This is a genomic window from Actinophytocola gossypii (assembly GCF_025165815.1).
Taxonomy (GTDB): Bacteria; Actinomycetota; Actinomycetes; order Mycobacteriales; family Pseudonocardiaceae; genus Actinophytocola; species Actinophytocola gossypii.
Genome location: NZ_JAFFZE010000014.1, coordinates 416,246 through 429,797, shown reverse-complemented (window position 1 = coordinate 429,797; position 13,552 = coordinate 416,246). Strand labels below are relative to the sequence as shown.

16 protein-coding genes and 1 tRNA gene are annotated in these 13,552 nt (G+C 71.4%); 11 read left to right on the top strand and 6 right to left on the bottom strand.

Annotated features, from left to right (window positions below):
- Nucleotides 1-23: 23 nt before the first annotated feature.
- Genes JT362_RS18595 through JT362_RS18585 form a run of 3 tightly spaced genes read left to right on the top strand, consistent with a single transcriptional unit; the run spans nucleotide 24 to nucleotide 2,450 of the window.
- The gene (locus tag JT362_RS18595; protein ID WP_260192567.1) at nucleotides 24-581 is read left to right on the top strand and encodes a dihydrofolate reductase family protein; all 558 of its coding nucleotides are present in this window, start codon (nucleotides 24-26) and stop codon (nucleotides 579-581) included.
- A gap of 60 nt (nucleotides 582-641) precedes the next feature.
- Nucleotides 642-1,556 carry an MBL fold metallo-hydrolase gene (locus JT362_RS18590; protein WP_260192566.1) on the top strand — a complete coding sequence of 305 codons (915 nt, stop codon included), beginning with the start codon at nucleotides 642-644 and terminating at the stop codon, nucleotides 1,554-1,556.
- Nucleotides 1,557-1,571: 15 nt separating this feature from the next.
- Entirely contained in the window at nucleotides 1,572-2,450 is an 879-nt protein-coding gene (locus tag JT362_RS18585) for a LysR family transcriptional regulator (RefSeq protein WP_260192565.1), read from the top strand.
- Here the strand turns inward: JT362_RS18585 and JT362_RS18580 are convergent.
- Nucleotides 2,420-3,097 (bottom strand): hypothetical protein, encoded by a 678-nt coding sequence (locus JT362_RS18580; RefSeq protein WP_260192563.1) that lies wholly within the window; start codon nucleotides 3,095-3,097, stop codon nucleotides 2,420-2,422. The genes JT362_RS18585 and JT362_RS18580 overlap by 31 nt on opposite strands.
- 81 nt (nucleotides 3,098-3,178) lie before the next feature.
- Between JT362_RS18580 and JT362_RS18575 the strand changes: the two genes are divergently transcribed.
- Nucleotides 3,179-4,288 carry an AI-2E family transporter gene (locus JT362_RS18575; RefSeq protein ID WP_260192561.1) on the top strand — a complete coding sequence of 370 codons (1,110 nt, stop codon included), beginning with the start codon at nucleotides 3,179-3,181 and terminating at the stop codon, nucleotides 4,286-4,288.
- Nucleotides 4,289-4,304: 16 nt separating this feature from the next.
- Here JT362_RS18575 and JT362_RS18570 read toward each other — a convergent pair whose 3' ends face one another.
- Nucleotides 4,305-5,159, bottom strand: coding sequence for an SDR family NAD(P)-dependent oxidoreductase (locus tag JT362_RS18570; RefSeq protein WP_260192559.1), 855 nt, complete (start codon nucleotides 5,157-5,159; stop codon nucleotides 4,305-4,307).
- A gap of 53 nt (nucleotides 5,160-5,212) precedes the next feature.
- On the opposite strand from JT362_RS18570, the gene JT362_RS18565 reads away from it, so the two are divergent.
- A complete protein-coding gene (locus JT362_RS18565) occupies nucleotides 5,213-5,842 on the top strand; it encodes an acyl-CoA-like ligand-binding transcription factor (RefSeq protein WP_260192557.1) in 630 nt (209 codons plus the stop codon).
- A 1-nt stretch (nucleotide 5,843) separates the two neighbouring features.
- On the opposite strand, the gene JT362_RS18560 is transcribed toward JT362_RS18565, so the two are convergent.
- Nucleotides 5,844-6,608: a PIG-L deacetylase family protein gene (locus tag JT362_RS18560; RefSeq protein WP_260192556.1), complete on the bottom strand. Its 765-nt coding sequence runs from the start codon at nucleotides 6,606-6,608 to the stop codon at nucleotides 5,844-5,846.
- Nucleotides 6,609-6,710: 102 nt separating this feature from the next.
- Between JT362_RS18560 and JT362_RS18555 the strand changes: the two genes are divergently transcribed.
- From JT362_RS18555 to JT362_RS18540, 4 genes are all read left to right on the top strand, one after another.
- Nucleotides 6,711-7,142, top strand: coding sequence for a hypothetical protein (locus tag JT362_RS18555; RefSeq protein WP_260192554.1), 432 nt, complete (start codon nucleotides 6,711-6,713; stop codon nucleotides 7,140-7,142).
- Nucleotides 7,136-7,363 carry a helix-turn-helix transcriptional regulator gene (locus JT362_RS18550; protein WP_260192552.1) on the top strand — a complete coding sequence of 76 codons (228 nt, stop codon included), beginning with the start codon at nucleotides 7,136-7,138 and terminating at the stop codon, nucleotides 7,361-7,363. Before JT362_RS18555 ends, JT362_RS18550 begins: the two co-directional genes overlap by 7 nt.
- The gene (locus JT362_RS18545; protein WP_260192550.1) at nucleotides 7,360-8,325 is read left to right on the top strand and encodes an NAD(P)-dependent alcohol dehydrogenase; all 966 of its coding nucleotides are present in this window, start codon (nucleotides 7,360-7,362) and stop codon (nucleotides 8,323-8,325) included. The genes JT362_RS18550 and JT362_RS18545 overlap by 4 nt, the downstream gene beginning before the upstream one ends.
- A gap of 69 nt (nucleotides 8,326-8,394) precedes the next feature.
- Nucleotides 8,395-8,467 (top strand) — tRNA-Arg (locus tag JT362_RS18540).
- Nucleotides 8,468-8,699: 232 nt separating this feature from the next.
- Here the strand turns inward: JT362_RS18540 and JT362_RS18535 are convergent.
- On the bottom strand, nucleotides 8,700-9,137 hold the full coding sequence (locus JT362_RS18535) for a hypothetical protein (protein ID WP_260192549.1): 438 nt from the start codon (nucleotides 9,135-9,137) through the stop codon (nucleotides 8,700-8,702).
- Between the two features lie 65 nt (nucleotides 9,138-9,202).
- Between JT362_RS18535 and JT362_RS18530 the strand changes: the two genes are divergently transcribed.
- Nucleotides 9,203-10,855, top strand: a complete 1,653-nt coding sequence (locus JT362_RS18530) for an SDR family oxidoreductase (RefSeq protein ID WP_260192547.1) — start codon at nucleotides 9,203-9,205, stop codon at nucleotides 10,853-10,855.
- Between the two features lie 55 nt (nucleotides 10,856-10,910).
- A complete protein-coding gene (locus tag JT362_RS18525; protein WP_260192545.1) occupies nucleotides 10,911-11,822 on the top strand; it encodes a cation diffusion facilitator family transporter in 912 nt (303 codons plus the stop codon).
- A 1-nt stretch (nucleotide 11,823) separates the two neighbouring features.
- On the opposite strand, the gene JT362_RS18520 is transcribed toward JT362_RS18525, so the two are convergent.
- Nucleotides 11,824-12,525, bottom strand: coding sequence for a DUF305 domain-containing protein (locus JT362_RS18520; RefSeq protein WP_260192544.1), 702 nt, complete (start codon nucleotides 12,523-12,525; stop codon nucleotides 11,824-11,826).
- A 73-nt stretch (nucleotides 12,526-12,598) separates the two neighbouring features.
- Nucleotides 12,599-13,465, bottom strand: a complete 867-nt coding sequence (locus JT362_RS18515) for a thioredoxin-like domain-containing protein (RefSeq protein WP_260192542.1) — start codon at nucleotides 13,463-13,465, stop codon at nucleotides 12,599-12,601.
- Between the last annotated feature and the right edge of the window lie 87 nt (nucleotides 13,466-13,552).

The following is a 13,552-nucleotide window of genomic DNA, read 5'->3' as shown; positions in this document are numbered from 1 at the left end:
CACCCTACGCATAGTGTCGGCCGATGAACACGACCGAATCCCGCCCGGCGCTGGGAAAAGTGCTCTTCGCCTTCACGATGTCGCTCGACGGCTTCGTGGCCGGACCCCAGCACGACATGAGCTGGATGACCGGTTTCACCGCCCAACGCGGCCTGATCGACGAGTACATCGCGACCACCGGCGCCGTACTGGCCGGCCGCGACGGCTTCGACAGTGCGATCGGCGACTCCCGGCCCTGGGGCGGGGCGTGGACCGGACCGATCTTCGTCCTGACCCACCATCCCGAGGACGCACCGCCCACTCCGGACATCACGTTCCTGTCCTGCCCCGTCGAGGAGGCGGTGCGGACCGGGCTGGCCGCGGCCGGCGGCCGGAACCTCGGAGTGTTCTCGCCGACCATCGGCGCGCAACTCCTGGAACTTGGCCTGATCGACGAGATCGACATCCACGTCGCGCCGATCCTGCTCGGCGACGGGATCCGGCTGCACCACAACCCCGGTACGGCGCCGATCCGCCTGCACCGGCTCGACGGCGACCCCACCGCCGCCACCCGCATCCGCTGCCGGCCCGATGCCCGCTGAGTATCGGCCCCACCGAGAAGGTCTTGGACGATCCCCCGGGGTACGGGCTGGACTGGGGGCGTGGACGACGACGGAACACCGAACCTGGACCTGCCCGACCCGGCGGTCGACCCGGCCCGTGCCGAGGACATCGCCCCCGACCTCCTCGTCGTGCCGAACCGCGGCGTCCAGCTCGTGCCGAACATCGGCGTCGTCGGCGGCAGCCACTCGGTACTGGTGATCGACACCGGCCTGGGGCGTGACAACGCGGAGCAGGTCCTGGCCTTCGCCAGGGAACAGGCCCGCGGCCGCCGGATCTACCTGACGACCACCCACTTCCACCCGGAACACGCCTTCGGCGCCCAGGTGTTCGCCGGCGAGGCGACCTACCTGGTCAACCGGGCCCAGGCCGACGACCTGGCGACCAAGGGCCCCGGCTACCTGAGCATGTTCCGCGGCCTGGGGGAGTCGGTCGCCCGCCGCCTCGACGGCGTCCAGCTCGCGACCCCGGACGTCGTCTACGCCGACGACCGGGGCCACGACCTCGACCTGGGCGGACGCGTGGTCCACCTGCGGCCGACGGGACGCGCCCACAGCCGGGGCGACCAGGTCGTCACGGTCCCCGACGCGGGCGTGCTGTTCACCGGTGACCTCGTGGAGACGGGCCAGTTCGCCATCTTCCCGTGGTTCCCGCCGCACGACACCGACGTCTCGGGCGTCCGCTGGATCGAGGTCGTGGACCGGCTCGCGGCGCGGCGCCCCGCCACCGTGGTCCCCGGGCACGGCGACCTCGGTGGCGCCGACCTCCTCCACGTCGTACGCGACTACCTCACCGAACTCCGCGACGAGACCTGGCGCCGCCGCGACTCGGCGATGTCCGAGGAGACCGTGGTCGCCGAGGTGACCGACGTGCTGCTGCGGCGCCACCCGGACTGGGCCGGCCGCGAATGGATCGCTCCCGGCGTCGGTTGCCTGTGCGCCGAGCACTCCGGGTAGCGATACCGTTCGAAGGTGGACCTGCGCCTGCTCCGCTACTTCGCCGTGGTGGCCGACGAGCGCAACTTCGGCCGCGCGGCCAACCGCTTGCACATGACCCAGCCGCCCCTGAGCCGCGCCATCCGCCGGCTCGAGCGTGACCTGGGCGCCGTGCTGCTCGAACGGTCGCCCCGGGGCGTGACCCTGACCAGCGCGGGCGAGGCTCTGTACCGGGAGGCCCGTGACCTCCTGGAACGCGCGGACCGGACCAGGGCTCGCGTCGCCGAGGCAGCCGGCGGCATGAGCGTCACCATCGGCACCCTCGCCGACAGCGTCCGGGAGACCGGTTCCCGCCTGGCGCGGGCCTTCCGCGAGCAGCACCCCGCCGTTCCGGTCACCGTCCGCGAGGCCGACTTCGGCGACCCGAGCGCCGGTCTGCACGCCGGCGTGGTCGACCTCGCGCTTACCCTGCTGCCCTTCGACACCACCGGGTTGCGTACCCGGGTGCTCCGCACGGATCCGGTCGGCGCCGTGCTCCGGCTCGACGACCCGCTCGCCGGACGCGCCGGCATCAGCCTCGCCGACCTCGCCGACCGGCAGTGGTTCCGCTTCCCCGACACGACCGACCCGCTGTGGTGCGAGTTCTGGACCGGCGCCGCGCCCCCGCACGCATCGCGACCCGTGGTCCGCACCGCGAGCGAATGCCTCCAGGCCGTTGTCTGGAACAACACCGTCGGCCTCATCCCGCTGTCCCACGACCTACCGGAAGGACTGACCGCGGTTCCACTGGTGGACCAACCACCCACCGAACTCGTCGTCGCCTGGCGAGCCGATGACGGCAACCCGCTCGTCCGCTCGCTCGTCCGGATGGCCGTCGACGGCCATCAGGACGCGACCGAGTCGAGCAGCCAGTGATAGCGGAGCCGCAACGCCCGTTCGACGGCGGCCAGGACCCCCGCGACGGCCAGCGCGACGGTTCCCCACCCGGGCAGCCGCACCGGCGAGGTGAACGCGCCGACGTGCTCGGCGACGGGAGGGATCCGGGTCACGGCCTCCACGCCCTTGAGCAGGGCGACGGCGAGCGCCGTCCCCAGGACGACGACGGCCACCGTGCCGATCACGGCGCTGGTACGGGGAAACCGCTGCTCGAACCGTGCCCGTAGCCCTTCCTGGGACCGGCGGTGCGGGCGCAGGGCGTGTTCGCTGCCGTCCTCGGCGACGAAGCGCAGGCGCTTGAGCCCGAACGCGCTGGTGGCGACCTCGATGACGCCGCCGGGCACGGGGAACGTCGCCGGCAGGTTCGAGCGGTGGACCTGGACGCCGTCGCGGTACAGCGCGGCGGGGCTCTTCCCGGCCCCGTCCTCGTGCTGCTTCCTGGTCTTCGCGTCCGCCAGGTACCGCACGTCGACGGCGAAGACGTGGTTGCCGCCCGCGGGGGCCGCGAGTTCGAGGAAGAACAGCGAACGGGTGAAGAGCTGCCAGCCGCGGTACTCCTTGAGCGCACTTCCGTCGCCGCGCCCGACCCTGCTGAGCTGCCAGTTCCGCCGGAGCTTCTTGACCATGCGCCCAGTACAAACGCTGACCTTGGGGCACGGTCAAGTCGCCGTGCGGCGACCCGGCCGGTTTCCGAATACGGTTGTCCAATGGGCGCGAGGCTGAACGCGACGAGGACCCGGACCGCGCTGCGCACCTCGGCGCGCGTCTCCTTCGACCTGTTACTCGTCCTGCTGCTGACCTGGGTGGTGCTGTGGCTGCTCGGCAGGGCGTGGTCGATCATCTGGCCGATCGTGATCGCACTGCTGATCACCACGCTCACCTGGCCCGTCGCCCGTTTCCTGCGTCGGCGAAGGTGGCGGCCGGCGTTGGCCGCGTCGGTGGTGACCCTGGCGTTCCTCCTGGTCGTCGGGGGAGTCGTGGCGTTGATCGCGGTGCCGGTCGCGTCGGAGTCGGGTGAGCTGGCCGACGGGGTGGTGGCCGGGATCGACAAGCTGCGCGAGTGGGTGGCCGGACCTCCGTTGAACATCGACGAGGCGCAGATCAGTGGCGCGCTGGACTCCGCGGTGTCCCGGGTGCAGGACAGCATGGGCAGCATCGCCAGCGCCGCCGTCACCGGCGTCGGCACCGTGGTGAACGGCGTGGTCACCGCCGTGCTGGCGCTCTTCCTGATGTTCTTCCTGCTCAAGGACGGCCCCCGGTTCCTGCCGTGGCTCGGCCGCCAGCTGCCCGGCCGGCTGGCCGACGACGTCCCGGCGGTGGCGGCGCGGTGCTGGGCCACGTTGGGCTCGTTCGTGCGGTCGCAGGCCTTCGTGGGGTTGCTGGACGCGGTGTTCATCGGTCTTGGGCTGTGGATCCTGGGCGTTCCGCTGGTGCTGCCGCTGGCGGTGCTGACGTTCGTCGGCGCGTTCGTGCCCATCGTCGGGGCGCTGTTCGCCGGGTTCGTCGCGGTGCTCATCGCCCTGGTGTTCAACGGGCTGACCACCGCACTGATCGTGCTGGCGATCATCATCGTGGTGCAGCAGCTGGAGGGAAACGTCTTCCAGCCGATGCTGCAGAGCCGCGGTCTTGGCCTGCACGCCGCCGTGGTGCTGCTCGCGGTCACCCTGGGCGGCAACCTGGCGGGCATCGCCGGCGCCCTGCTCGCCGTCCCGGTCGCCGCGATGATCGCCGTGGTGTGGAACTACGTGCGCGAGCAACTGAGCGACCCGCCGCCCGAACCGGCCGCCGGAACCGAAACGGAAACCGGGACGACCTGACCACCGGGCGGCCTGGTCACGTCGGCAGTCGCCCCGCGAGCAGTTGTTCGGAGCGCTCCCACAGTCCACGGGCGAGTTCGGCGTCGAGCGCCTGCGCGTTCCGCGGCCTGCTGGCCCTGCGCTTGTAGTAGTAGGCCCCCGACCGCCAGTCCGTTCCGGGAGTGCCCTCGGCGAGCCACACGATCTGGTCCGCACCCTGGTCGGGCGTGGACAGCATGGCGCGCCGGATCAGCGGGTTGGCGCCGAGGAAGCGGACGAGACGCATGGCCGGGCTGGTGGACTCGGCGGCGAAGTTCGTCCAGACGTTGCCCGGGTAGAAGGACGCGGCCGAAAGACCGTCGGCGTGGTAGCGCCGGTGGAGTTCCGTGGTGAACAGGATGTTCTCCAGCTTCGCCGCACCGTAGGCGCGCACCGGGTCGTAGTTGCGGTCGTGGTCGAGGTCGTCCAGGTCGATCTCCTTGGTGAACCGCACCGTGCTGGACGTCTGCAGCACCGACGCCCGCGACGCGACGAGCGTGTCCAGGAGTCGTCGGGTGAGCAGGAACGGCGCGAGATGGTTGATCTGGAACGTCTTCTCGAAGCCGTCCACGGTCCTGGTGCGCGGACCGAAGACACCGCCGGCGTTGTTGGCGAGCACGTCGATCCGTGGGTACGCGGCACCGAGTTCACCGGCGAGACGCTCGACGTCGTCGAGCCGGGTGAAGTCCGCGACGTGGCTGTCGACACCGAGTTCCGTGGCCACCGCACGGGTCTTCTCGGCCGAACGGCCCACGACGACGACGGTGTGCCCGTTCGCGTGCAGCCGTCGCGCCGCGGCCGCCCCGATGCCGTCGCTGGCCCCGGTGATGACGACCACCTTCTTATCGCTCATCGCTCTCATCTCTCCGTGGTACTGGATCGCATATATGAGACACAGTATCACCAATGAACCGTAGTACCATCGCGCTCATGGGTCCGAACCAGCCGGCGCGGGGCGTACGGGCGCGAGCGCGTGCGGCCATGCGTGCCGAGGTGGCCGCCGCCGTCCAGAACCTCGTCCTCGAGCGCGGCTACGAGGAGACGACGGTGGAGGACATCTGCGCGGCCGCCGAGATCTCCCGCAGCACGTTCTTCCGCTACTTCCCCTCGAAGGAGGACGCCCTCTTCGGCGCGGTGGCCGACGCCGGTGAGCGCCTGCGTGCCGCGCTCACCGCTCGACCGCCCGACGAACCGCCCTGGGTGGCCATGCGGCGCGCGCTCGACGTACTGATCGAGCAGTACGAGGCCCACGACGAACGCATCCGACGGCTCACTCGCCTGATCGTGAACACACCGGCACTGGCCGCCCGGCATCGCGAGAAGAACGCCCGCTGGCACGCCCTGCTCCGACCCGAGGTCGCCCGCCGACTCGAAGCCGATCCGGCCGACGGTTCCGACCCCCGCGCCGACGCGGTCATCGGCGCCGCCCTGGCCTGCGTGGAGGCGGCGCTGACCGCGTGGACCTCGAACGACCAGCCACAACCGCTCGCCACGATCCTGGACCGCGCCATGGGCGCCTTCGCCCCTCCGGCGTGAGTCAGTCCTGGGTGGCGGTGAAGTCCGGTGGTGCCTGCAGGTCGTGGGCGCGGAACAGGACGGCGTGCTCAACGCCCACGGCCTTGCCGCTCATCGCGGTGAACGTCGGGATGAAGTCCTTGGGGGCGGGGTGGTTCGGGATCGCGGCCAGGTACGCCCCGTGCGCCTCGAGCGAGGCGACGCCGCGGCGCAGCGGCTCGCCCGTGACGTCGACGCCGTGGGTCGCGCCGGAACCGGGCAGTCCGGGCACGACGAGCCAGCGCGCGGAGTGCGGTTCGAGGCCCTCGTCGTCGACCTGTTCGGGGAAGACCCACCGGTTGCCCGCGTCGCGCACCGCGTCGAGCGTCGCCAGGCCGGCCGCGCGGTGGTCGGCCTGGTCGAAGCCGAAGGGCGTCTCGACGTCCCACCCCATGCCGAGCACCACGTCGGGTCGGAACCGCCGGATCTCCCGGCAGATGTCGCGGCGCAGGTCGAGGCCGTGGACGAGCACCCCGTCCGGATGCTCCAGGACGGTCAGGTGCGTGACGCCGACGACCTCGCACGCGGCCCGCTGCTCGGCGACGCGCAGCCGGGCCGTCTCCTCGGGCGGGTTCGGCATGCCGGCCTCGCCCCGGGTGAGCAGGAGATAGCCGACCTCGATGCCGCGCGCGGTCCAGCGCGCCACGGCCGCGGACGTGCCGTACTCCATGTCGTCGGGATGCGCGACGACGCAGAGCACGCGCTGGAAGGACTCCTCGGGGAGGGCGGGCAATGCCATGTCGCCCATCCTTCCGTGTTCGGCGCCGTCGCGCATGTAAGGTTTTCTTGACACGAAGTCGGCACCGCTTTACATTGGCCATGTCAAAGTTGCTTTACATCAGGAGCTCGCGTGGCACTCGACGAGAAGCGTGCGTGGATCACGGCGGTGGTCTCGGCCTGCGGATACGTGGTCTACCTGGTGATCGTGCTCAGCCGTGCCGCCGGTGACGTCCCGCTCGCCGACGTGGCGTACGTGGCCCCGCTGCTGTGGACGGTCGGCGCGGCGATCGTGGTGACGATCGGGATCGGCATCGCCACCGGCCTCGCGTCGCCGCGGGAGGCCATGCGCACCGACGAGCGGGACCGGGAGATCGACCGGTTCGGTGAGTACGTCGGCCACTCGTTCGTCGTGATCGGCGGGGTCGCCACGCTCGTCATGGCGATGGCCGAGACAGCGCACTTCTGGATCGCGAACACCGTGTACCTCATGTTCGCGCTGTCCGCGATCGTCGGCTCCGTAGCCAGGATTTTCGCCTACCGTCGGGGATTTCAGCAGTGGTGAAGTCGACCAAGGTGACCAACTCGATTCGCGCGCTGCGGTTCGCGAACGGCGAGATGACCCAGGCCGAACTGGCCGACCGGGTCGGCGTGACACGCCAGACCATCATCGCCGTCGAGCAGGGTCGCTACTCGCCGTCGTTGGAGATGGCATTCCGGATCGCCCGGGTCTTCCGCGCGCCGATCGACGACGTCTTCCAGTACCCGCCAGGGGAGGAACCATGAAAGCGATCACCCAGGACAGCTACGGTCAGGCCGACGTACTGGCGCTCACCGACGTCGAGCAGCCCGTCGCGGGCGAGGGCGAGGTGCTGGTCCGGGTTCGCGCGGCCGGGCTCGACTACGGGGTCTGGCACTTCATGGCCGGCCTGCCCTACCCGGTGCGCGCCGTCACCGGCTTACGCACCCCCCGCGACGGCTTCCGAATCCGCGGCCGGGACGTCGCCGGAGTCGTCGACGCGATCGGCTCCGGAGTGACCGGATTCCGCCCGGGCGACGAGGTGTTCGGCATCTGCGAGGGCTCGTTCGCCGAGTTCGCCAGGGTCCCGGTGCGCAGATGCCTGCCGAAGCCGGCGCGCCTGTCCTTCGAGCAGGCCGCCGCCCTGCCCATCTCCGGCCTCACCGCGTTGACCGCCACGGAGAACGTGGTGCGCCCAGGTGACGACGTACTGGTGATCGGCGCGGCCGGCGGAGTCGGCACCTTCGCCGTACAACTCGCGAAGACGTTCGGCGGCACCGTCACCGGCGTGTGCAGCACGGCGAAGGTCGACCTGGCCGGCTCGGTCGGCGCGACCCGGGTGATCGACCACACCCGCGAGGACTTCGCCGACGGAACCCGCTACGACGTCATCATCGACACGGCGGGCCGCCGCCCGCTCCGACACCTGCGCCGAGCACTGGCCCCGAAGGGAACCCTGGTCATCATCGGCGGTGAGGGCGGCGGCCGGTGGCTCGGCGGCCTGGAGCGCAACCTGGCCGCGCGCCTGCTCTCCCCGTTCGTGCGGCAACGCCTGACCGCGCCGATCTCCCGGGAACGCAAGGACGCCCTCGAACGACTCGTGAACCTCGTCGAGGCCGGGCACATCGCCCCCGTGGTGGGCCGGACCTACCCGCTCGCGGACGCCCCCCAGGCCATCCGCGACCTGGTCGACGGCCGGATCCCCGGCAAGGCCGTCATCACCGTCTGAGCCCCGACCAGGCCCGTGCCGGTAGCCACCGAACGGATGCGCTAAGCTTCCCACCGTCGGAGACGACGGGCCCTTGTAGCTCAGGGGATAGAGCACTGCCCTCCGGAGGCAGGTGTCGCAGGTTCGAATCCTGCCAAGGGCGCCCTATTTGTCAGAACATCTGTCGCACCAATGTCGTCATGGCTGTGACCTCCTGGGGCACGACAGTGGAATGGCTGACAAGGGGGATCGGCTGTCTGCCGATCCTGGTGGTGGGGCACGGAAACCGGCATCGTCAAGGGCGCGGTCGTCTTCGTCGGCGTGGCGACGATCCAACTGCGACGAGCCGCACGCCGCATCCGCGACACCCGGCCGCCGGCGGCTCCCTGACCGGCTCAGGAGGTGCCCCGCCGGCCGTGTCGGTACCACTCCTCGGCATCCTCGCCCTTGACCATGCCGATGACCGCGACGGCGAGCGCGAAGCCGAGGAAACCGGACGGCACACCCTGGACCAGGTTGACCACACTGCTGACGACGGCGATCGCCTCGATGGTGAAGATGATCGGTCGCACCCAGGCACGGGGGCGCAGCGTGAAGACGACACAGGCGAGCAACACCCCCGCGATCACCAGGTTGAGATAGGAGAGGAAGTACGCCAGACCCGCGCCGTCCGGGGTACGGCCGTGGCTGGCGTCCTCGTTGAGTTCGTCGATGACCAGCCAGCCGATGAAGCCGTCGGCCAGCATCTGGACGACCAGGATGGCCAGGACGGCCCAGAGGCGGCGGGGCATGGTCATCCGCTGCTCGGTTCGTTCACTCGTGCGCTCGCTCATGGCGGCCATGATGGGCGGCGTCGGTCGACCGCCACTACCGGAAACTTCCGAACTACGGTGGCGGTATGAGCGCGAAGCGGCGGCAGGTGGAGTCGGGCGGGGTTCGGCTGGCGGTGTTCGAGCGCGGCGACCCCGGCGCGCCCACCGTGGTGTTGGTGCACGGCTACCCGGACAACTCACACGTCTGGGACCGGGTGGCGGACCGGCTCGCTGAGCGGTTCCACGTCGTCACCTACGACGTCCGTGGGCACGGGGAGTCCTCGACGCCGGAACACCCGGACGGGTACCGGATGGCGGAGCTGGTCGCGGACCTGCACACCGTCATACGCGCGGTGAGCAGCGAACCGGTGCACCTCGTGGCCCACGACTGGGGGTCGGTGCAGGCCTGGCCCGCGCTGGAACCCGACCTCATCCGCTCCTTCACCTCCCTCTCCGGCCCGCACCTCGGGCACGTGGGGGAGTGGCTGCGCGGATGGCGCCGCCGGCCGCTCGCGGTCGCGCGGCAGAGCCTGCACTCGTGGTACATCGCCGCGTTCCGGGTGCCGGTCCTGCCCGAGCTGGCCTGGCGCGTGTTGCGGGGGAGGTTCCGGGCCGACTACCGGGACGCGCGGAACGGGCTCCAGCTCTACCGGACGAACATGTTCCGGCGCCACGAGACCCGGCGCGTCACGGTTCCGGTGCAGCAGGTGGCGCTCACCGGCGACCCGTTCGTCACGACCCGGCTGCTGGAGGCGGCCGAACCCTGGTGCGAGCGGCTGTACCGGCGCGACCTGGTCGCGGGGCACTGGGCACCCCGCACCCACCCGGACGCGGTCGCCCGGATGATCACCGACTTCGTCGAGCACGTCGACGGGGCGCCCGCCGCCCGGGAACTCGCCCGGGCGCGCGTGGGGGAGCGGCGGGAACCACTCGCCGGGCAGCTCGCGCTGGTCACCGGCGCGGGCAGCGGGATCGGGCGGGCCACCGCGGTCGCGCTCGGGCGACAGGGGGCACGGGTGCTGTGCGCGGACATCGACTTCGCCGGCGCCGAGCGGACGGCCGCGGACGTCGGCGGGGCGGCGTTCCAGGTCGACGTCGCCGACGAGGCCGGCATGCGACGGCTCGCCGAGCACGTCACGGCCGAGTACGGGGTGGTCGACCTGCTGATGGCCAACGCAGGGGTCGGGGTCAGCGGGCCGTTCCTGGACACCTCGGTCGAGGACTGGCGGCGGGTGCTCGACGTCAACCTGTGGGGCGTCATCCACACCCTGCGCGCGTTCCTGCCGGGCATGGTGGACCGGGGCGAGGGCGGCCACGTCGTCGTCACGTCGTCGGCGGCCGGGTACTTCGCCACTCCCTCGCTCCCGGCCTACGGCACCACCAAGGCCGCCGTGCTGATGCTGGCCCAGTGCCTCGCCGGCGAGCTGCGGCCGGCCGGGGTCGGGGTGAGCGCGATCTGTCCCGGCTTCGTGCACACCAACATCGCCGCAACCTCGCGGTTCGCTGGGGCCGGGGTCGAGGAGGAGCGGCGCCGGCAGGCCAGCGCCGACGCCGCCTACCGGAAGCGCGGGTACGGTCCGGAGAAGGTCGCGAACGCCGTGCTCAGGGCCGTGCGGGACGACCGGCTCGTCGTGCCGGTGACGCCGGAGGCCAGGGTCGGCGCCCTCGGCGCGCGGTTTCTCCCCGGCACCACGCGGGCACTCGGACGGTGGATGAACACCCAGGCGCGTAAGCTCTGAGTTGCAAAGATGCGCATGTGACTATATGTTCGGCCGGCGAGAAAGGAGCCGGTAGATGGGGCACGGTCACGGGCACGGCCAGGTCGCCAGCGCCTCCGGGCGACACGTGGGCCGGCTCGCCGCCGCGTTCGCGGTCACCGCCGCCTTCATGGTGCTCGAGCTCACCATGGGCTTCGCCACCTCCTCGCTCGCCCTCATCTCCGACGGTGCCCACATGGTCACCGACGTCCTCGGCATCGGCCTCGCGCTCATCGCCATCCTCGCCGCCCGCCGCGCCAGGCAGAAGGCGGGACGCACCTTCGGGCTCTACCGCGCCGAGGTGCTCGCCGCCCTCGCCAACGCCGTCCTCCTGTTCGGCGTCGCCGGCTACGTCGTCTACGAGGCGATCGCACGCTTCCAGGACCCGCCCGCCGTCCCCGGGCTCACCGTGCTGCTCGTCGCCGCCGGCGGACTGGTGGCCAACGTCGTCGCGTTCCTGCTGCTCCGCGACGGCGCCAAGGAGAGCCTGAACCTGCGCGGCGCCTACCTCGAGGTCCTCGCCGACCTCGTCGGCTCCGTCGGGGTACTGGTCAGCGGCCTGGTCACCCTGCTGTTCGGCTGGCGGTACGCCGACCCGGTCGTCGGGGTCGCCATCGGCCTGTTCGTGCTGCCCCGCACCTGGGCGCTCGCCCGCCGGTCGCTGCGCATCCTGTTCCAGCACGCGCCGGAAGGGGTCGACGTCGACGCGCTGACCGCCTCCGTCTGCGCGCTCGACGGCGTCCGCGAGGTGCACGACGTGCACGTCTGGACCCTCACCTCCGGCATGGAGGTCGCCTCCGCGCACGTGGCCGTCGAGCCGGGCCGGGACCAGTCCGCGATCCTCGCGGCCGCCCAGCGGCTGCTCGCCGAGGAGTACCAGATCGAGCACGCCACCCTGCAGGTCGAGACCGGCGAGGCCGCCGTCGGCTGCCGCGAGCTGCGCTGGTGAACTACGGTACCGGCAGTGGCTCGGCGCCCCGCCTGGCCAGGTACGCCGCCATCAGGTCCGCCTCGGCCTGCTGGCTCTCCACGATCTTCTTCGCCAGGTTCCGCACGTAACCCGTGCTGGCGTGCACGGCCCCGTACGCGGCCATCTCCAGCCCGCCCTGGTGGTGGCGCAGCATCAGCTGCAGGAACATCACGTCCAGCTTGCGACCGGTGGCCTCGCGCAGGGCGTTCAGCTCCTCGGTGGTGGCCATCCCGGGCATCCGCTGGACCGCCTCGGTGGTCTCGCCGCCCGAGCCGTCCGAGTGCATGTGCGTGCCGCCCTCGGACATCCAACCCATGTGCCCGGCACCCGGCGGCGGCAGCGTCGAACGGCCCCAGACCGTCAGCCAGCCCGACATCTGACCCGCCTGCGCGAGCTGGGTCGACTCGATGTCGAAGGCCAGCCCCCGGATCACGCCGTCGTCGCTGTTGTCCCGCGCGATCCCGGCCATGGTCACCGCCTGCAGGTGGTGCACCCGCATGTCCTGCGCGAAACCCACGTCCACCGATTCCGGCCCGGGCGGGGTCGCGCTGTCCACCTGCGAGAGCGTCAGCAGCATGCCGCCGGCCGCGCCGACCAGCAGCACGGCCACCATGGCGGCGACGATCACCACGACCCGGCTCGACCGGCTGGGCCGGGCGTCCTCCTGCTCGCGCTGTGTCATGGTTCGCTGCGCTCCTCCGCTACCCGCCGCCTTCCCTCGTCGCGTGCTCGGGGACGCTCCGTCGCTCCGCTCACTACTGGCTGGGCGGTGCCCCGGTCGAGGCGCCGGTCGGCTGCGAACCATCGGTGGCCGGCGGCTCGGACGCGCCGGTCGGCGCGGGCGGCGTCATACCCTCGTCGGTGGCCTCGATCGCGCCCGTGCCGTCCATCTGCACGGCGCCCTCGCCCGGCGGCTCGGCCACGAACGGCGGCGGGTTCAGCGGGTCGAAGCCGGTGCCGTCGGAGTCACAGCGGCCACCCGGCTCCGGGTGCTGGTACTGGTTCTGGCGCAGCGCCCTGATGAACTGGTCGACGCGCTCGTCGTCGGCGCTGTCCAGCTTGAGCTGGTGGCCCCAGGACTGCAGCGAGATCGGCCGGTCGAGACCGGGGTAGGGCGACATCATCATGTGCGGCTGGCCCTCGACCTTGGCCTTGAGCGTGTCCAGCGCTGCGCCCTTGACCTCGTCGGGGTTGTAGGCGATCCAGATCGAGCCGTGCTCGAGCCCGTGCACCATGTTCTCGTTGCGCACGGCCGTGTCGTAGACGGTGCCGTTGCAGTTGGCCCAGACCTGGTCGTGCGGGCCGCCGAACGGCGGGCTCTGGTCGTAGGCGACCCGCTGGTCACCGCTGACGTGCTGGGCGCCGTCGTACTCGACCTTGGTGACGCCCTCGATGTCGTCGGACGGGTCCTGGTTCTCCTCGGACGCCACCCACTGTTCCTGCTCGTCGATCTGCATGAACGCGTAGGTGAACACGCCGGCGGCGAGCGCCACGACCAGCACGACCGCGCCGATCGTGCCCCACGGCTTGGGCCTGCGCGGCCGCGACACCGACGAGCCGCGCCCGCTCTTGGCCCCGCCCTTGCCCTTGGGCTTGCCCTTGTTCTTCGTCCCGCTCGCCATGCCGGTCTCGGACCTCGTCTCGTACAGGTGAACGCGCTGCAGCGACTTAGTGTAAGGACCCGGTGTGGGCTCGGCGTCAACGGCCGG